The sequence below is a fragment of the Nocardioides sp. J9 genome, assembly GCF_007829375.1.
Classification (GTDB): domain Bacteria; phylum Actinomycetota; class Actinomycetes; order Propionibacteriales; family Nocardioidaceae; genus Nocardioides.
Genome location: NZ_VLJQ01000069.1, coordinates 34,505 through 53,308, shown reverse-complemented (window position 1 = coordinate 53,308; position 18,804 = coordinate 34,505). Strand labels below are relative to the sequence as shown.

15 protein-coding genes are annotated in these 18,804 nt (G+C 71.6%); 13 read left to right on the top strand and 2 right to left on the bottom strand.

Going from position 1 to position 18,804, the window contains the following annotated elements; all coding sequences use genetic code 11:
- Positions 1-172 precede the first annotated feature (172 nt).
- The gene (locus L615_RS10730; RefSeq protein ID WP_222430521.1) at positions 173-1,534 is read right to left on the bottom strand and encodes a PLP-dependent aminotransferase family protein; all 1,362 of its coding nucleotides are present in this window, start codon (positions 1,532-1,534) and stop codon (positions 173-175) included.
- Positions 1,535-1,667: 133 nt separating this feature from the next.
- On the opposite strand from L615_RS10730, the gene L615_RS10725 reads away from it, so the two are divergent.
- The 13 genes from L615_RS10725 to L615_RS10665 all read left to right on the top strand — a co-directional run bounded on the left by L615_RS10725 (position 1,668) and on the right by L615_RS10665 (position 17,643).
- Entirely contained in the window at positions 1,668-2,516 is an 849-nt protein-coding gene (locus L615_RS10725; protein WP_028655068.1) for a nitrilase-related carbon-nitrogen hydrolase, read from the top strand.
- A gap of 42 nt (positions 2,517-2,558) precedes the next feature.
- Entirely contained in the window at positions 2,559-3,992 is a 1,434-nt protein-coding gene (gene hydA, locus L615_RS10720; RefSeq protein WP_145725062.1) for a dihydropyrimidinase, read from the top strand.
- A gap of 30 nt (positions 3,993-4,022) precedes the next feature.
- The gene (locus L615_RS10715) at positions 4,023-5,051 is read left to right on the top strand and encodes a TIGR03842 family LLM class F420-dependent oxidoreductase (RefSeq protein WP_145725061.1); all 1,029 of its coding nucleotides are present in this window, start codon (positions 4,023-4,025) and stop codon (positions 5,049-5,051) included.
- 7 nt (positions 5,052-5,058) lie between these two features.
- Positions 5,059-6,027, top strand: a complete 969-nt coding sequence (locus L615_RS10710; RefSeq protein ID WP_261376633.1) for an ABC transporter permease — start codon at positions 5,059-5,061, stop codon at positions 6,025-6,027.
- Positions 6,024-6,884 carry an ABC transporter ATP-binding protein gene (locus L615_RS10705; protein ID WP_145725060.1) on the top strand — a complete coding sequence of 287 codons (861 nt, stop codon included), beginning with the start codon at positions 6,024-6,026 and terminating at the stop codon, positions 6,882-6,884. The genes L615_RS10710 and L615_RS10705 overlap by 4 nt, the downstream gene beginning before the upstream one ends.
- Positions 6,881-7,663, top strand: a complete 783-nt coding sequence (locus tag L615_RS10700; RefSeq protein ID WP_036517231.1) for an ABC transporter permease — start codon at positions 6,881-6,883, stop codon at positions 7,661-7,663. The genes L615_RS10705 and L615_RS10700 overlap by 4 nt, the downstream gene beginning before the upstream one ends.
- A gap of 79 nt (positions 7,664-7,742) precedes the next feature.
- Entirely contained in the window at positions 7,743-8,888 is a 1,146-nt protein-coding gene (locus L615_RS10695; protein WP_028655063.1) for an ABC transporter substrate-binding protein, read from the top strand.
- 105 nt (positions 8,889-8,993) lie between these two features.
- Positions 8,994-10,322, top strand: a complete 1,329-nt coding sequence (locus tag L615_RS10690) for an aspartate aminotransferase family protein (RefSeq protein WP_145725059.1) — start codon at positions 8,994-8,996, stop codon at positions 10,320-10,322.
- 5 nt (positions 10,323-10,327) lie between these two features.
- Complete coding sequence (locus L615_RS10685) at positions 10,328-11,821, top strand: CoA-acylating methylmalonate-semialdehyde dehydrogenase (protein WP_145725058.1); 1,494 nt, start codon at positions 10,328-10,330, stop codon at positions 11,819-11,821.
- Between the two features lie 94 nt (positions 11,822-11,915).
- On the top strand, positions 11,916-12,734 hold the full coding sequence (locus L615_RS10680) for an SDR family NAD(P)-dependent oxidoreductase (protein WP_145725057.1): 819 nt from the start codon (positions 11,916-11,918) through the stop codon (positions 12,732-12,734).
- Positions 12,731-13,780, top strand: coding sequence for a phosphotransferase family protein (locus L615_RS10675; protein WP_145725056.1), 1,050 nt, complete (start codon positions 12,731-12,733; stop codon positions 13,778-13,780). Before L615_RS10680 ends, L615_RS10675 begins: the two co-directional genes overlap by 4 nt.
- 4 nt (positions 13,781-13,784) lie before the next feature.
- The gene (locus L615_RS10670) at positions 13,785-14,468 is read left to right on the top strand and encodes a histidine phosphatase family protein (RefSeq protein ID WP_028655046.1); all 684 of its coding nucleotides are present in this window, start codon (positions 13,785-13,787) and stop codon (positions 14,466-14,468) included.
- A 211-nt stretch (positions 14,469-14,679) separates the two neighbouring features.
- Positions 14,680-17,643: a S8 family serine peptidase gene (locus L615_RS10665; protein ID WP_186449824.1), complete on the top strand. Its 2,964-nt coding sequence runs from the start codon at positions 14,680-14,682 to the stop codon at positions 17,641-17,643.
- A gap of 305 nt (positions 17,644-17,948) precedes the next feature.
- Here L615_RS10665 and L615_RS10660 read toward each other — a convergent pair whose 3' ends face one another.
- A complete protein-coding gene (locus L615_RS10660) occupies positions 17,949-18,719 on the bottom strand; it encodes an SDR family oxidoreductase (RefSeq protein ID WP_145725054.1) in 771 nt (256 codons plus the stop codon).
- Between the last annotated feature and the right edge of the window lie 85 nt (positions 18,720-18,804).

Here is an 18,804-nt window from a genome sequence, read left to right as displayed (position 1 = left end):
CCGGCGAGGGCTTCCCCGCCTGACGCACCGCTCCACGCACCGACCCGTCGCTGTCACAGCGGCGGGTCGGTGTCGTTTTCCCGACTACCCGACTACCCGACTACCCGACTACCCGACTACCCGACTACCCGACTACCCGACTACCCGACTACCCGGCTACCCGGCTACCCGGCTACCCGGCCCGCGCGGCCTCGGCCAGCGCCGCCGCGACCTCGGCCGCGTCGTCGGGGGAGACCAGGCCGGAGGTGACCCGGACGAACGCCTCGCCGGGGGAGCCGTCGGCGGCGCCGTTCTCCCCGGCGAGGAAGGGGGCACCTCCGGCGACGCGGATGCCGGAGGCGGAGAGGTGGACGAGCGCGGCGCGCTCGTCGCGCACCGSCAGCCACAGGTTGATGCCGTCGGGCGGCGGCAGGACCAGGCCCTGCTCGGCGAGGCAGGCCACGAGGGTGCGCTGGCGGGCGAAGTACTGCCGCCGGGCCTCGCCGACCTCGTCGAGCGCCTGGGCCGAGGTCAGCAGGTCGAGCAGGATCGTCTGCAGCATGCGTGACGTCCATGCCGGGCCCAGCATGCGCCGCGCGACCACCCGGTCGATGATCTCCGAGGGTCCGGACATCGCGGCGATGCGCAGGTCGGGCCCGTGCGACTTGGAGTACGAGCGGATGTGCACGACCCGCTCCGGCAGCCGGGTCGCCAGGGTGACGTCGGTGGCCGTGCTGATCCCCGAGGAGTGGTCGTCCTCGACCACCCACGGCAGCTCGTGGGCGTGCCGCCGCAGCACGCGCACCAGCTGCGCGGCACGGTCCGGGTCGAGCGCGACCCCGGTCGGGTTCTGCGCGCGCGGCTGCAGGACGACGGCGCACGGCTTCGCGTCGAGCGCGCGGCGCAGCGAGTCGGGGCGGACCCCGCGCTCGTCGAGCTCGACCGGGACGACCTCCCCGCCGAGTGCCTCGACGAGGTCGAAGAACGGCGGGAACCCGGGCGACTCGAGGACCACCCGGTCGCCGTACCCGACGACCTGCTCGAGGGTGCGGGCCACGCCGTCGGTGGCGCCGTCGACGACCGTGAGCGCGTCCGGGACGTAGGGCCAGGACGCCTCCAGCACCGCGCGCAGCTCCGGGAGGACCGGTTCCTCCTGGTAGGCCAGCGTGCCGGCGCGCTGGGAGACCCGGTGAAGCGCCGGGCCCAGCGAGGGCAGCAGCTGCGGGTCGGGCGTCCCGCGCGAGAGGTCCAGGCGCAAGCCGTCCGGCCCGGCGCCGACGAGGCCGCGCTGGCGCGGCGACAGCCAGGGCAGCGGGGAGTCGAGCACGAAGGTGCCGGCCCGGCCGCGCGACACCACGACGCCCGTACGACGCAGCGCCTGCCACGCCGCGGACACGGTGGCCGGGGAGACGCCGAGGTCGGCGGCCACCTCGCGCACCGTCGGCAGCCGGTCGCCGGGGGCGAGCTCACCGGCCCGGATCGCGCGGCTGAAGGCGCCGGCGATGCCCGACGGGGAGCGGTCGTCGAGGGCGGACAGGTCGGGGCCCAGGGACACCGTCGGACCTCCTGCCCGGAGATGGGAAATGACGAAACCCTTGACAGACGAGAAATCGAAGCGAAATGTTCAACCCCAAGGATAACGAATCTCGGCACCGCCCATCCCCCCGTCCGAACCATGGAGGTGCACGTTGACCATCGTGCGAGCAGCCATCAGCCAGACCACCTGGACCGGCGACAAGGAGTCGATGCTCGACCGGCACGAGCAGTTCGCCCGTGACGCAGCCGCCCAGGACGCCCAGGTGATGTGCTTCCAGGAGCTCTTCTACGGCCCCTACTTCGGCATCACCCAGGACCAGAAGTACTACCGCTACGCCGAGCCGGCCGACGGCCCGATCGTGCAGCGCTTCGCCGCGCTGGCGAAGGAGCTCGGCATGGTCATGGTGCTCCCGATCTACGAGGAGGAGCAGACCGGCGTCTACTACAACACCACCGTCGTGGTGGACGCCGACGGCACGATCCTCGGCAAGTACCGCAAGAACCACATCCCGCACCTCGACAAGTTCTGGGAGAAGTTCTACTTCCGCCCCGGCAACCTGGGCTACCCGGTCTTCGAGACCGCGGTCGGCCGGGTCGGCACCTACATCTGCTACGACCGCCACTTCCCCGAGGGGTGGCGCGAGCTCGGCCTCAACGGGGCGCACATCGTGTTCAACCCCAACGCCACCAAGCCCGGGCTCAGCAACCGGCTGTGGGAGGTCGAGGGCCCGTGCGCCGCGGTCGCCAACGGCTACTTCGTGCTCCAGCCGAACCGCGTCGGCCGCGAGGACAACGAGTACGGCGACGAGGCGGTCGACTTCTACGGCACCAGCCAGGTGATCGACCCGCGCGGCAACTTCGTCGGCGAGCGCGGCTCCTCGGAGAAGGAGGAGCTCCTGGTGCGCGACCTCGACATGGACATGGTCCAGCAGATGCGCGACGACTGGCAGTTCTACCGCGACCGCCGGCCGGACTCCTACACGGCGATCGCACAGCCGTGACGCCCGCCGGCCCGACGCAGGACAACGAGTTGGAGGTCTGACGTGAGCACCATCCTGATCAAGGGCGGCACGGTCGTGAACGCCACCGGCACCGTCGAGGCGGACGTCCTCGTCGACGGCGAGCGGATCGTGGCGCTGCTGGCACCGGGGGACCAGTCGCTGGGGCCGGTGGCGGCCGACAAGGTGATCGACGCGACCGGGAAGTACGTCATCCCGGGCGGGATCGACGCCCACACGCACATGCAGCTGCCGTTCGGCGGGACCTACGCCAGCGACACCTTCGAGACCGGGACGACGGCGGCCGCGTGGGGCGGCACGACGTCGATCATCGACTTCGCGGTGCAGAAGTACGGCGAGCGGGTCGAGGACGGGCTCGCGCACTGGCACGAGCTCGCCGACGGCAACTGCGCGGTGGACTACGGCTTCCACCAGATCATCGGTGGCGTCGACGACGAGTCGCTCAAGGCCATGGAGAACCTCGTCGACGAGGGGATCACGTCCTACAAGTTGTTCATGGCCTACCCGGGCGTGTTCTACAGCGACGACGCGCAGATCCTGCGAGCGATGCAGAAGGCCCGTGAACTGGGGCTCCTGACGATGATGCACGCCGAGAACGGGCCGGCCATCGACGTCCTCGCCGCCCAGCTCGCGGAGTCCGGAAAGACGTCGCCGTACTACCACGGCATCGCCCGCGCCTGGCAGATGGAGGAGGAGGCCACCCACCGGGCGATCATGCTCAGCGACCTGACGGAGGCTCCGCTCTACATCGTGCACATGAGTGCGAAGCAGGCGGTGGAGCAGGTCGCCTGGGCCCGCGACAAGGGCAAGAACGTCTTCGGCGAGACCTGCCCGCAGTACCTCTACCTGTCGCTGGAGAAGCAGCTCGGCGCCAGCAGCGAGGAGTGGGGCGACTTCGAGGGCGCCAAGTGGGTCTGCTCGACGCCGCTGCGCTCGGAGGAGGAGGGCCACCTCGAGGCGATGTGGCAGGGCCTGCGCACCAACGACCTGCAGATGGTCTCGACCGACCACTGCCCCTTCTGCATGAAGGACCAGAAGGAGCTCGGCAAGGACGACTTCCGCGCGATCCCCAACGGCATCGGCTCGATCGAGCACCGCGTCGACCTGCTCTACCAGGGCGTCGTCGACGGGCGGATCTCGCTGTCGCGCTGGGTGGAGCTGATCTCGACCACGCCGGCGCGGATGTTCGGCCTGTACGGGCGCAAGGGCGTGGTCCAGCCCGGAGCGGACGCGGACGTCGTCGTCTACGACCCGAACGGGCACACCTCGATCGGCATCGGCGAGGGCCGCACCCACCACATGAACATGGACCACTCGGCCTGGGAGGGCTTCGAGATCGACGGCCACGTCGACGTGACCATCTCCCGCGGACGGGTCCTCGTCGAGGACGGCGAGTTCAAGGGCACCAAGGGCCACGGGCAGTTCCTCAAGCGCGACCTCACCCAGTACCTCGTCTGACTCGGCAGGCACCGACGAAAGGGAAGAACGATGGATTTCGGCGTCGTCCTGCAGACCAACCCGCCCGCCTGGCGCACCGTCGGCCTCGCGAAGCAGGCCGAGGAGCACGGCTTCGACTACGTGTGGACGTTCGACTCCCACCTGCTGTGGCAGGAGCCGTACGTCATCTACTCGGCCATCCTCGGGGCGACCAACCGCGTCATCGTGGGCCCGATGGTCACCAACCCGGCCACCCGCGACTGGACGGTGACCGCGTCGGTCTTCGCCACGCTCAACGAGATGTACGGCAACCGCACGGTCGTCGGCATCGGCCGCGGTGACTCCGCGGTGCGGGTGCTCAACGGCCGGCCGTGCACCCTCAAGGAGGTCCGCGAGGCCACCCACGTCATCCGCGAGCTGGGCAACTGCCGGCCGGTCGAGCACAACGGCGCAACCCTGCAGTTCCCGTGGGCGCGCACCTCCGCGCTCGAGGTGTGGGTGGCGGCGTACGGCCCGCTCGCACTCAAGACGGCCGGCGAGGTCGGTGACGGCTTCATCCTCCAGCTCGGCGACGTCGACGTGACGAAGTGGATGATCGAGCAGGTGCGCAAGGCCGCGGCCGACGCCGGCCGTGACCCGGACTCGCTCACCTTCTGCGTCGCCGCCCCGGCCTACGTCGGACCGGACACCGAGGAGTCCTGGACCCACATGCGGGCACAGACCCGCTGGTTCGGCGGGATGGTCGGCAACCACATCGCCGACATCGTCGACAAGTACGGCGAGGGTGCGGACTTCCCGCAGGTGCTGATCGACTACATCCGGGGCCGCACCGGCTACGACTACAACACCCACGGCAAGGCCGACAACGACCACGTCGACTTCGTCCCCGACGAGATCGTCGACCGGTTCTGCATCCTCGGCCCGCCGGAGGCGCACGTCGAGAAGCTCAAGCAGCTCAAGGACATCGGCGTCGACCAGTTCGCCGTCTACCTCCAGCACGACAACAAGGAGGAGACGCTGCGGGTCTACGGCGAGTCGATCATGCCGGCGCTGCGTGAGCACGTCGTCGCGAAGGCGTGACCGGCACGTGACCCAGACCCAGACCCAGGCCGTGCTCGACCCCGCCCCGACCGACGCCACCGCGGTCGCCGCGTCGGTCGACGTCCGGGTGCCCCGGCTGCCCGGGGTGCTCGGCTGGGCGCGCGCCGTGGTGCTCGCGGTCCTCGGACTGGTCGCCCTCGTGGGGGTGTGGGAGGGCTACAAGGCGCTCGCCCCCGAGGACGGCGTGGTCATCGGGGAGCAGCGGGTGCTGCCGCGCACCACCGACCTGGCGATGCCGCACGTGTGGGACATGGTGCAGCGCCTCGGCGAGCCGACCACGAGCATGGCGGGTGCCGACCCGCTGTGGCGCTCGGTCGCCGACGCCGCGCTGGTCTCGCTCGGCATCGCGGGCGTCAGCTGGTTCGTCGGTACGACGGTGGGCCTGCTGCTGGCGGTGGCGATGGCCCGGCTGCGGGTGCTCGAGTGGGGGCTCCTGCCGTGGATCATCCTCAGCCAGACGATCCCGCTGATCGCCTTCGCCCCGGTGGTGCGCTCGTGGGGCTCGCGCATCGAGATCGGCGGGGGGGGGGGGCCCCCGTGGCTGTCGGTGGCCGTGATCGCCAGCTACCTGGCGTTCTTCCCGGTCGCCGTCGGTGCGCTGCGGGGGCTGCAGGCGCACAGCCGGATCCACGCCGACCTGTTCCACGTGTACGCGGCCGGCTGGTGGTCGACACTGCGGCGGGTGCGCATCCCGTCGGCGGTGCCGTACCTGCTGCCCGCGCTGCGGCTCGGCGCGGCCAGCGCGGTGGTCGGCACCGTGGTCGCGGAGGTCTCGACCGGCTACCTGGACGGCATCGGCCGGATGCTCGTCTCCCTGGCCGGGCAGGCGTCCGGCGACCCGGCCAAGGCCTGGGCGCCGATCTTCGGCGCCGTCGCCCTCGGCCTGGTGGCCGGCGGGATCGTCACAGTCATCGGGGTGCTGCTGCGCCCGTACCGACGAGGAGAGGCGCGATGAGCGAGCTGACCACGACCTCCACCCCGGCCGGCACCGGGCCCGCCGACGGCGCCGGCAGCAGCGCTGCGGTCTCCGCACGCGGGGTGACCAAGACCTTCAAGACCCGCCAGGGCGTCGTCGAGGCGTTGAGCAACGTCGACCTGGAGGTCGCCGCCGGCGAGTTCGTCGCGCTGCTCGGCCCCTCCGGGTGCGGGAAGTCCACGCTGATGCGGGTCGTCGCCGACCTCGAGCGGCCGACGTCCGGCAGCATCGAGGTGTTCGGCAAGTCGCCCGCCCGGGCCCGGCGCGACCAGGACTACGGCATCGCCTTCCAGCAGGCGGGCCTGCTGCCGTGGCGCACGGTCGCGCGCAACGTCGCCCTGCCGCTGGAGCTGCACGGGCTCTCGCGGCCCGAGCGCAAGGAGCGGGTCGAGTACCTCCTCGACCTGGTCGGGCTCAGCGACTTCGCCGGGCACCACCCCGACCAGCTGTCCGGCGGCATGCAGCAGCGCGTGGCGATCGCCCGCGCGCTGGCCGAGCAGCCGCGGCTGCTGCTCATGGACGAGCCGTTCGGCGCCCTCGACGAGATGACCCGCGAGCGGATGCAGGCCGAGCTCGCCCGGCTCAGCGTCGAGACCGGCGCCGCCGTGGTCTTCGTGACCCACTCGATCCCCGAGGGCGTCTTCCTCGCCGACCGGGTCGTGGTGATGTCGCCGCGACCGGGCCGGATCGTCGGCGAGGTGGTCACCGGCATCGCCCGCGACGTCCCCCGCGACGACGCGCTGCGCCAGGACCCCGCGTTCTTCGCCCGGGTGACCGAGGTGCGCGAGGTGCTGCACGGGTCGCCGGTCTCCAGCGACGGCCGGGAGCTGCGATGAACCGCTCCGGGCTCACCCTCGTCGGCCGGGTCGCCGCCCCGCTCGTGGTCGGTGCGCTGGTGCTGGCCGTGTGGCAGTTCCTGGTGTCGGTGGTCGGGGTGTCGCCGTACCTCCTGCCCGGCCCGGCCGAGATCGGCGAGGAGTGGTCGGAGAACAGCACGGTCATCCGCGAGGCGTTCGCCATCACCGGCACCAACGCCGCGATCGGGCTGCTGGCCGGCACGATCGTGGGCGTGCTGCTCGCGGCGGTCGCGTCCTGGCTGGGCTGGGCCGAGGGCATGGTCGGGCCGATCGTCGCCGGCCTCGCCGTCGTCCCGATCGTCGCGCTCGCGCCCGTGCTGAACTCCATGTACGGCGCGGACAGCCAGTACGGCCGGCGCGTGGTCGCCGCGATCGCCGCCTTCGTCCCGGTCTACGTGAACAGCGCCCGGGGCTTGCACCAGACCACCCAGCTGCACCGCGACCTGCTGCACGCGACCGCCGCCAACGGCTGGCAGCGCTTCCGCGTCCTCACGTTGCCGTCCGCGACCCCGTTCGTGCTGACCGGCATCCGCGTCGCCAGCTCGCTCGCCGTGATCTCCGCGCTCGTCGCGGAGTACTTCGGCGGACCGCGCGGCGGCCTCGGCAGCTTCATCTCCACCAGCGCCGCGACGAGTGCCTACGCCCGCGCGTGGGCCTACGTCGGCGCCGCCATCGTTCTCGGGTTGGTCGCGTACGTCGTGACCGTGCTGGTCGAACGCCTGGTCCAGCACCGCCTACCGACCGGAGCGGCGACGTGAGCCGCCCCGATCGGCCCGTCCTCGCCGGCAGCGTCGCGCGGCGTACGACGGCTCCACCCCCCGCCCGAAAGGAACTGCCATGAAGAACACCTTGCGCCGCGGGCTGGCTGCCGCTGCGGTCGTGCTCGCCAGCTCCAGCCTGCTCGCCGCCTGCGGCGACGACGATGACGGAGGCAGCACCGGAGCGAGCGGCTGCAACGTCGGCTCGGACGTGAAGCTGCAGCTGCAGTGGCTGCCGCAGGCCCAGTTCGCCGGCTACTACGCCGCGGTCGACCAGGGCTTCTTCGAGGAGGAGGGGCTCGAGGTCGAGATCATCCCGTCGGGCGGCGACATCGTCCCGCAGGACGCGCTCGCCTCCGGCGACGTCGACTACGCGATCGCCTGGGTGCCGAAGGTCCTCGGCTCCATCGAGCAGGGCGCCGAGCTGACCAACATCGCCCAGATCTTCCAGCGCTCCGGCACCCTGCAGGTCTCGTGGGCCGACTCGGGCATCGAGTCGGTGGCCGACTTCGAGGGCAAGAAGATCGGCTCGTGGGGCTTCGGCAACGAGTGGGAGATCTTCGCGGCGATGGCCGCCGAGGACCTCGACTCCACGTCGGTCTCGATCGTCACCCAGGACTTCAACATGAACGCCTTCCTGCAGGGCGACATCGACGCGGCGCAGGCGATGACCTACAACGAGTACGCCCAGCTGCTCGAGACCAGGAACCCCGACACCGGCAAGCTCTACACGCCCGAGGACTTCAACGTCATCTCCTACGAGGACACCGAGGGCGCCATGCTGCAGGACGCGATCTGGGCGCAGACCGAGTGCCTCGACGACGAGGAGTTCCAGGAGCGCACGGTCAAGTTCCTCAAGGCCGTCATCAAGGGCTGGGCCTACGCCCGGGACAACGCCGAGGAGGCCGCGCAGATCACGGTCGACGCAGGCTCCAGCTGGGGCCCGAGCCACGAGCTGTGGATGACCAACGAGACGAACAAGCTGATCTGGCCGGCCGAGAACGGCATCGGCGTGATCGACGAGGGGGCGTGGAAGCGCACCGTCGACGGGGCGCTCGCCGCCGTCAACGAGCAGGGCCAGCAGCTCATCACCCAGGAGCCGCCGGCCACGGCGTACGACAACACCTGGATCGAGCAGGCCATCGAGGAGCTCGGCGACGAGGTCGACACGACCGGTGAGTCGTTCCAGCCGATCGAGGTGGAGCTCGCCGAGGGCGGCAACTAGCCACCAGGTCCCGGGACGCCCGCAGGGGCGTCCCGGGACCCACCCCCACCAGGACGACCTGCAGCATGGCTGCAGCACCGCAGCACCGAGGAGAAGGAGCCGACGATGGTGACGGTCCAGAACAGCAGCGAACTCGACGATCGGGCCGTGCAGCTCGACCGCAGCCACGTCTTCCACTCCTGGAGCGCCCAGGCCTCGCTGGCGCCGATCGTCGTCGCCGGCGGCCAGGGCACCCGGGTGTGGGACCACTCCGGCCGGAGCTGGCTCGACTTCTCCAGCCAGCTGGTCAACGTCAACATCGGCCACCAGCACCCGAAGGTGGTGGCCGCCATCCAGGAGCAGGCGGCCACGCTCGCCACCATCGGGCCGGCGACCGCCAACCTCACCCGCGGTGAGGCCGCCCGCCGGATCGCCGCCCGCGCGCCCCAGGGCCTGGACAAGGTCTTCTTCACCAACGGCGGCGCGGACGCCAACGAGAACGCCATCCGGATGGCGCGGCTGCACACCGGCCGCGACAAGGTGGTCTCGACCTACCGCTCCTACCACGGCAACACCGGCGCGGCGATCGTCTCCACCGGCGACTGGCGCCGCCTGCCCAACGAGTACGCCCGCGGCCACGTCCACGTGTTCGGCCCGTACCTCTACCGCTCGGAGTTCTGGGCCACCACGCCGGAGGAGGAGTGCGAGCGCGCGCTGCACCACCTGCGCCGGATCATCGAGTGCGAGGGCCCCGACACGGTGGCCGCGATCCTGCTCGAGACCGTGCCCGGCACCGCCGGCATCCTGGTCCCGCCGCCGGGCTACCTCGCCGGCGTCCGCGAGCTGGCCGACCAGCACGGCATCGTGCTCATCCTCGACGAGGTGATGGCCGGCTTCGGGCGGACCGGTGAGTGGTTCGCGCTCGACGCGCACGACGTCGTGCCGGACCTGATCGTGTTCGCGAAGGGCGTGAACTCCGGCTACGTCCCGGTCGGCGGCGTCATCATCAGCGACGCGATCGCCTCGACCTTCGACGAGCGGGTCTTCCCCGGCGGCCTCACCTACAGCGGCCACCCGCTCGCGGCGGCGTCGATCGTCGCCTCCATCGACGCGATGGAGGCGGAAGGGATCGTCGACAACGCCAAGCGGATCGGGGCCGAGGTCCTCGGACCGGGCCTCGCCGAGCTCGCCGACAAGCACCCGGTGGTGGGGGAGGTGCGCGGCCTCGGCGTCTTCTGGGCCGTCGAGCTCGTCGCCGACGCCGCCACCCGGGCCCCCGTCCCCGCCGCCACCATGGGCCGCGCCAAGTCGGAGCTGGTGGCGCGCGGCCTCATCCCCTTCACCGCGGACAACCGCATCCATGTCGTCCCGCCCTGCGTCGTGACCGCCGACGAGGCGGCCGAGGCGCTGGCGACGTACGACGAAGTCCTGACCCTGCTCGACGAGGAGCTCTGACCCCGATGACCGAAGTACTCGACCACTGGATCGCCGGCCGTCCCGACGCCGGATCGTCGGACCGGACCGGTCCCGTCTACGACCCCGCCCTGGGCGAGGTCGCCCGCGAGGTGCGCTACGGCAGCGCCGCGGACGTCGACCGCGCCGTCGCCGTCGCGAAGGAGGCGTTCGCGAGCTGGGGCCAGACCTCGATCGCGCGGCGCCAGCAGGTGCTCTTCGGCTTCCGCGAGCGGCTCAACGCCCGCAAGGACGAGCTCGCCGCGATCCTCACCTCCGAGCACGGCAAGGTGCTCTCCGACGCCGCCGGCGAGGTCGCGCGCGGCCTCGAGGTCGTGGAGTTCGCCTGCGCCATGCCGCACCTGGCGAAGGGTGCGTTCTCGCAGAACGTCTCGACCGACGTCGACGTCTACTCCGTCAAGGAGCCGCTCGGCGTCGTCGGCATCATCAGCCCGTTCAACTTCCCGGCGATGGTGCCCATGTGGTTCTTCCCGATCGCGCTCGCCACCGGCAACACCGTGGTCCTCAAGCCGAGCGAGAAGGACCCGAGCGTCGCCAACTGGATGGCCGCGCTGCTCAAGGAGTCCGGCCTGCCCGACGGCGTCTTCAACGTCGTGCACGGCGACAAGGAGGCCGTCGACGCGCTGCTCGTCAACCCCGACGTCGCGTCCGTCTCCTTCGTCGGCTCGACCCCGATCGCGCGCTACGTCTACGAGACGGGCACCGCCCACGGCAAGCGGGTGCAGGCCCTCGGCGGTGCCAAGAACCACATGCTGGTGCTGCCCGACGCCGACCTCGACCTGGTCGCCGACTCCGCCGTCAACGCGGGCTTCGGCTCCGCTGGTGAGCGCTGCATGGCCATCTCCGTGGTGGTCGCCGTCGAGCCCGTCGCCGACGAGCTCATCGAGAAGATCCGCGACCGGATGGGCAAGCTGGTCACCGGCGACGGCCGCCGGTCCTGCGACATGGGGCCGCTGATCACCCGCGAGCACCGCGACAAGGTCGCCGGCTACATCGACGTCGCCACCCAGGACGGTGCGACCGTCGTCGTCGACGGGCGCGACGTCCAGCCCGACGGTGCGGCCGACGGCTTCTGGCTCGGGCCGACGCTCATCGACAAGGTCCCGACGAGCTCGACGGTCTACACCGACGAGATCTTCGGTCCCGTGCTGTCGGTGGTCCGCGTGGCGTCGTACGCCGACGGTGTCGAGCTCATCAACGCCGGCCCCTACGGCAACGGCACCGCGATCTTCACCAACGACGGCGGTGCGGCGCGCCGCTTCCAGCGGGAGGTCGAGGTCGGCATGGTGGGCATCAACGTGCCCATCCCGGTGCCCGTCGCCTACCACTCCTTCGGCGGGTGGAAGGCGTCGATCTTCGGTGACGCCAAGGCCTACGGCCCGCAGGGCGTGGAGTTCTTCACCCGCGAGAAGGCCATCACCTCGCGCTGGCTCGACCCCTCGCACGGCGGCCTGAACCTCGGCTTCCCGCAGAACACCTGACGACCGGGGACGCGACCGGCGCCCCGGGGGCGGGCGCCGGTCCACCGGACGGTCCCACGTCCGCGGGTCCCGCCGGGTCAGTAGTGTCGGCCGGGTGACCGCACCGTCGCTCGACCAGACCAGGGTCCTCGTCACCGGCGCCGCCTCCGGGCTGGGTGCCGCCCTCGCGGCCGCGTGGGAGGAGCGGGGCGCGCGGGTGCTGCGCACCGACCGGGTCGAGGGCGCGGGCATCCACCGCCTCGACGTCACCAGCGACGACGACTGGGCCGTGGCCCGGGAGCTCGTCGTGCAGCAGTGGGGCGGCCTCGACGTGCTCGTCAACAACGCCGGCATCGCCGGCGGCGGGCGGCTCGACGTGTCCGGGATCGACGAGTGGCAGCGGCTGGTCGACATCAACCTGCTCGGCGCGGTGCGCGGCACCGCCACGTTCACCCCTGTCCTCAAGCAGCAGCGCAGCGGGCGGGTCGTCAACATCGCCTCGCTCGCCGGGCTGGTGCACCCCGCCGGGATGGCGGGCTACAACGCCACCAAGGCGGCGGTCGTCGCGCTCACCGAGACCACCGGCCACGAGCTGGCGGCGTACGGCGTGACGGCGCACGCAGTGTGCCCGTCGTACTTCCGGACCAACCTGATGGCCGGCGTCCAGGGGCGCGACGCCGCACTGCAGCAGGTGATGACGCGCCTCGTCGAGGACAGCCCGGTCAGCGCCGAGGACATCGCGGCCGCGGTGCTCGCTGGCATCGACGCCGGCACCGAGCTGATCGTGCCCGACGACGCGGCACGCGCGGCCTACCAGCTGAAGCTGGCCGACCGGGCGTCGTACGACGCGGTGATGCGGGCCCAGGCCCGCAAGCTCGACGAGGTCGGCACGGACCCGACGGACCCGACGGACCCGACGGAGGAGGCCCGGTGAGCACGGTGGACGAGTCGCGCCCGGTGCGCGAGGAGGACGCGTTCGACGTCGCGGCGGTCGAGCAGTGGCTGGACCGTGGCCGGATCGCCGAGGTGCGGCAGTTCCCCGGCGGCGCGTCCAACCTGACCTACCTGCTGCGGATGGCCGAGGGACCCGAGCTCATCCTGCGTCGCCCGCCGGCCGGCACCAAGGCCCGCGGTGCGCACGACATGGGCCGCGAGTTCCGCATCCAGTCCGCGCTGGAGCCGGTGTTCCCGCAGGTGCCGACGATGGTCGCCCACTGCACCGAGGACGAGAGCCCCATCGGCAGCGAGCTCTACGTGATGGAGCGGCTCGTCGGGCTGATCCCGCGCCGCGACTTCGGCTTCCCGGTCAGCGCGGAGCAGGCCGACCGCCTCTGCGACGCGGCGGTCGACACCCTCGTCGCGCTGCACTCGATCGACGTGGCGGCGGTGCCGGGGCTGGCGGCGCTCAACAAGGGCGAGGGCTACGTCGCGCGCCAGGTCGGCGGCTGGATCAAGCGGCTCGAGAACGCGCGCACCGACGACACCGGCGACTGGTCCGACATCACCGCGTGGCTCGACGAGCACCAGCCCGCCGACGTCGGGTCGTCGATGATCCACAACGACTACCGCCTCGACAACATGGTCCTCGACGCGGACGACCCCACCCGCATCATCGGCGTCCTCGACTGGGAGCTGGCGACCGTCGGGGACCCGTTGATGGACCTCGGCTGCACGCTGGCCTACTGGGTGCAGGCCGACGACGACGAGTTCTTCCGGATGACGCGGCGCCAGCCCACCGCCGAGCCCGGCATGTGGACCCGCCAGCAGGTCATCGACGCCTACCTCGAGCGGCGCGGGATGAGCCTCACCCCCGAGGAGTGGCGGTTCTACGAGGTCTTCGGGCTGTTCCGGTTCGCCGTGATCGCCCAGCAGATCTGGTACCGCTACTTCCACGGCCAGACCACGAACGAGGCCTACGCCGCGTTCGGCCCCGCCGTCGCGGGCTTCGAGGCGCGCTGCCGCCGCATCCTCGGGGGTTGACCGCGTGGGCGTGCTGCTCCTGGTCCGCCACGGCCAGGCGTCCTTCGGTGCCGACGACTACGACGTCCTGTCGGAGGCCGGGTGGGAGCAGGGCCGTGCACTCGGCCGCTGGCTCGCCGCCCACGGTCCCACGCCGGGAGCCGTCGTGCACGGCGGCATGCGCCGGCACCGCGAGACCTGGGAGGCGATGGTCGAGGGTGCCTCGTCAGCAGACGGGCCGCGCCTCGAGCAGGCGTCCACGGTCGACGAGGACTGGGCGGAGTTCGACCACCTCGCCGTGCTGGCCCGCCACGCCGAGCTCACCGGCGTCGTGATGGACCACGGCGTCGACCGCCGCGCGTTCCAGGAGCACTTCGAGGTCTCCACCGGCCACTGGGCGGCCGCCGGGCCCGACGCCGGCTACCCGGAGCCGTACGACGCCTTCCTCACCCGCGCCCGCCGCGCACTCGACGCCGCCGCCGCGCTGCCCGGTCCGGCCGTCGTCGTCACCTCCGGTGGCGTGATCGCCGCGCTGGCCGCGCTGCTCGTGGTCCCCGAGGGGGCCGACGTCGGTCCGGTGTGGGCCCGCTTCAACACGGTCATCGCCAACACGTCGGTCACCCGCGTGATCGTCGGCGCCACGGGCGCCCGCCTGCTCACCTTCAACGAGCACCCCCACGTGCCGCGGGAGATGGTCACCTACCGGTGACCGGAGAGCCTTCCCCAACATGGGGTTTACCCGTTTCTGTTTCGCCCGGGGGTCTTGACGCCGGGGTCCTTCCTGAGTTGGGTGACTCAGGCGGAACGATCTCCGCACCGGCGGCTCCCGAGGTGTCGCCGTCTCTCTCGGATCTCGGAGGACCCACATGCACGTCCTTTCCGCGGGCGCCCGGCGCGCCCGCAGACTCCGCTCGAGCCTGGTGATCGCACCCGTTGCGGTCCTCGGCGTCACCCTCAGCCTGGGTGCGCCGGCCGTGGCGGACGGCGACGACCCGGGACCCGGCGCCAGCGACGGCGCCGGGCTCAGCGGGACGAAGGCGGACCTGACCCGCTTCAAGTCCGGCCGCTACGTGGTCATGCTGGCGGCCCCGCCCGCCTCCACGGCCGACCAGACGCGGGCCCCGTCGGGCAAGCAGTTCGACGCCCGCGGCAACGGCGTGGCGTCGTACACGAAGAAGCTGCGCTCCTCGCACGACAAGATGGCGCGCGACCTCGGCTTCGACGTCGAGCGGCACTACACGCTCTCGGCCAACGGCTTCGTCGCGGACCTGACCGCCAAGCAGGCCACCGAGCTGGCGACCGACCGTCGCGTGCTCACCGTGCAGAAGGACTCCATCGTCTACGCGGACACGTGGAACACCCCGGACTTCCTGGGGCTCTCCGGCAAGAAGGGCGTCTGGAAGACGCTCGGCGGCGAGAAGAAGGCCGGCGACGGCGTCGTCGTCGGGGTCATCGACTCAGGCGTGTGGCCCGAGTCGAAGTCCTTCAAGGGCGAGAAGCTCACGAGCAAGCCGAAGGGCAAGTGGAGCACGAAGATCACCGGCTCCGTCACGTCCATGCGCAAGTCCGACGGCAACCTCTTCCGCGGCCTGTGCCAGGCCGGCGAGGAGTTCGCGGTCACCGACTGCAACTCGAAGCTGATCTCGGCGCGGTACTTCGTCGACGGCTACACCGAGGCGCGCACGATCGAGGAGGACTACATCTCCCCGCGCGACGGCAACGGCCACGGGACGCACACGGCCTCGACCGCCGCGGGCGGCAAGGTCGCGAAGGTCAGCACCGAGGGTCGTTCCTTCGGCACGATCAGCGGCGTGGCGCCTGCGGCCAAGGTCGCGGTCTACAAGGCGCTGTGGGCCACCGAGGACGGTCGCGCCTCCGGCACGACGTCCGACCTGGTCGCCGCGATCGAGCAGGCCGTCGCCGACGGCGTCGACGTGCTCAACTACTCGATCTCGGGCCCGACCGACACGGTCCTCGAGGCCGCTGAGATCGCGTTCGAGGGTGCCGCCGAGGCCGGTGTCTTCGTCGCCGCGTCCGCCGGCAACAGCGGCCCGGGTGCCTCGACCGTCGCGCACAACAGCCCGTGGGTGACCACGGTCGCCGCGAGCACGCACACCAGCTTCGAGAACACGGTGGTGCTCGGCAACGGTCAGAAGATCGTCGGGGCCTCGATCAGCGCGAAGGCGCTGCCGAGCACGAAGCTCGTCGACGCCGCGGACGTCGGCAACGGCTCGACCTCCGGCAGCGACACCGCGCTGTGCGCCCCGGACAGCCTCGACCCGGCCCAGGTCGCCGGCACGATCGTGGTGTGCCAGCGCGGCGTCTACGACCGGGTCGCGAAGAGCGCCGAGGTGGAGCGCGCCGGCGGCGTGGGCGTCGTCCTCGCCAACATCAGCGAGGGCAGCCTCGACGCCGACTTCCACTCCCTGCCGACGATCCACATCTCCGACGTCGACGCGCCGAAGGTCTACGCCTACCTCGAGTCGGCCGGCGACAGCGCCACCGCGCGCTTCGACCTCGGCAACCTGTCGGGCACGACCACCCCGGTCCCGCAGATCGCCGGCTTCTCCTCGCGCGGCCCGGCCGCGTCCGACGACAGCGACCTGCTGAAGCCGGACATCTCGGCCCCGGGCGTCAGCGTGCTGGCCGCCGTCGCGCCGCCGTCGAACAACGGTCGCGACTACGACCTCTACTCCGGCACGTCGATGTCGGCGCCGCACGTCGCGGGCCTCGCCGCGCTCGTCCAGGGCGTACACCCGCGTTGGGAGCCGATGAAGATCAAGTCGGCCATGATGACGACGGCGACCGACCTCAAGGACGCCGACGGCAAGCGGTCGAAGGACCTCTTCGCCCAGGGTGCCGGACACGTCAACCCGAAGGCCTTCCTCAACCCGGGCCTGTTCGTCCTCTCCGACTGGGAGCAGTGGTACGGCTACATCACCGGCCTCGGCCTCGACACCGGCGTGCCCGCGCTGGAGCCGAACGCGGTCAACCTGCCCTCGCTCGCCGAGGGCCACGTGATGACGTCGGCGACCCTGGCACGCACCTTCACCGCGGCCCGCAAGGGCACGTGGAAGGTCAAGGTCAACGTCCCCGGCTTCAAGTCCACGGCGTCCAAGGCGAAGATCACGGCCAGGAAGGCCGGCCAGGACATGCGGGTGCGCTTCACCTTCGAGCGCACCACCGCCCCGCTCAGCCAGTGGGCGTTCGGCCACGTGACGCTGACCGGTCCGACGACGGTGCGGCTGCCCGTGGCGCTGCGGCCGGTCTCGGTGAAGGCGCCCACCTCGGTCGGCGGCACCGGCGTGGACGGCTCGGTGGAGGTCCCGATCACCGGCGGCTTCAACGGTGACCTGCAGGTCTCCGCCGCCGGGCTGGCCAAGGGACAGGTCTCCGAGGGGTCGCTCGCCGTCGGTGGCTACACCCTCGAGTGCGTGACGATCGGCGAGGGCAACGACCTCGCCCAGTTCGACCTCGTCGCGCCGGACCAGACCAGCGACCTGGACATGTACATCTACGCCAGCGAGTCCTGCGACCCCGGTGACATCTACGCGATCGCGGGCGAGGCGGCGACCCCGTCGCCGGGCGAGACCTTCTCGCTCGAGGGTGCGCCGGCCGGCACCTACATCGTCGAGGTGGATGCCTTCTCGGCTGGCGAGCAGGGCGCCCCGGTGCCGTGGTCGCTGCGGGTCTTCGACCTCGGCGGGACGCCGCCGGTCGGTGACCTGACCGTCGACCCGAACCCGGTGCCGGTCACGACCGGCGGGGACACCTCATTCGACGTGTCCTGGACCGGGCTCGACCCGGACGCCCACTACTTCGGGCTGCTCGGGTACGACGGCGCGCCGAACTCGACGTTCGTCTACGTCGACACCACCTCCTAGGAGTTCCGCACCGGCGGGCACCACCGCCGCACACCACCACGTGAGGGTTCCTTCACAGTGACCGCGAGGCACTGTGAAGGAACCCTCACTAGTCTCGGGGCGGGCCGAGTGCCCGAACGTCCGCGTGTGGACGCCGGCGACAGTGGGACGGTCGCTGGTACCCCCCATCAGCGAGCGGGTCGCCAGGCGGCTGTGCAGGACGGCACTCGGAGGACCGGACGCGCCGGCCGGGGCTCCCGTGGGGACGATTCGGATCCCTGGCCGGCCCGTCTCGCCCAGCACGGCCCAAGGAGCCCGGCGGCTCGTCAGACGAGCTTCTTGAGCACGCCCAGCGGGGCGTGCTTCATCACCGGCGCCAGCGCGGCCCACGGCAGCGGCGGCACGCAGGCGTCGCCGACCTCCTTCTCGATGGCGGCGACCATCGCCCGCACGCCCTTCTCGGTCGAGGCCATCAGCGGCGTGGACTGCTCGACCTTGTCGTTCATCTCCGAGCGGATGTAGCCCGGGTAGAGCACGGTGACCTTGATCTTGCCCTGCAGCCTCGTGCCGTGCAGGTCGGTGCGCACGCCCTCGGCGAGGTGCGCGACCCCGGCCTTGGTGGCCGCGTAGGTCGTCATCGAGCCGGGCATCCCGCGCAGGGCCGACATCGACGACACCATCACCAGGTGGCCGGACTCCTGGGCGCGGAACACCTCCATCGCGGCCTCGGTCTGCGCCAGCGCCCCGACGAAGTTCGTCATCGCGGTCTCGAGGTTCGCGTCGAACCGCCCGGTGCCCAGGCGGGCGCCCTTGCCGAGCCCGGCGTTGACCACCACGCGGTCCAGCCGCCCCAGCTCCTCGCGCAGCTCGCCGAAGACCCGGAAGACCGCCGCGTGGTCGGTGACGTCGAGCGCCCGCAGCGCGACCCGCCGGKCCGGGTGCGCGGTCAGCAGCTCGTCGCGGAGCTCCTCGAGCCGCTCGGTACGCCGCGCGGCCAGCCCGACGTCGTACCCGCGGGCGGTGAGCTGGCGGGCCATCTCGGCGCCGAGGCCGCTGGACGCACCGGTGATCAGGACGGTCTTCGCGCTGCTCGTCATGCGGGGAAGTGTGGCAGCGCTCGACAGGGTCGGCCATACCCGGTATACATGTCCATACCCGGTATGCACCCGGGTCCTGACCAGC

What these genes read in the sequence shown, in the direction of transcription:
- L615_RS10715 (WP_145725061.1), top strand. Translation starts at nt 4,023, where the DNA reads ATGGATTTCGGCGTCGTCCTGCAGACCAACCCGCCCGCCTGGCGCACC.
- L615_RS10705 (WP_145725060.1), top strand. Translation starts at nt 6,024, where the DNA reads ATGAGCGAGCTGACCACGACCTCCACCCCGGCCGGCACCGGGCCCGCC.
- L615_RS10700 (WP_036517231.1), top strand. Translation starts at nt 6,881, where the DNA reads ATGAACCGCTCCGGGCTCACCCTCGTCGGCCGGGTCGCCGCCCCGCTC.
- L615_RS10695 (WP_028655063.1), top strand. Translation starts at nt 7,743, where the DNA reads ATGAAGAACACCTTGCGCCGCGGGCTGGCTGCCGCTGCGGTCGTGCTC.
- L615_RS10690 (WP_145725059.1), top strand. Translation starts at nt 8,994, where the DNA reads ATGGTGACGGTCCAGAACAGCAGCGAACTCGACGATCGGGCCGTGCAG.
- L615_RS10685 (WP_145725058.1), top strand. Translation starts at nt 10,328, where the DNA reads ATGACCGAAGTACTCGACCACTGGATCGCCGGCCGTCCCGACGCCGGA.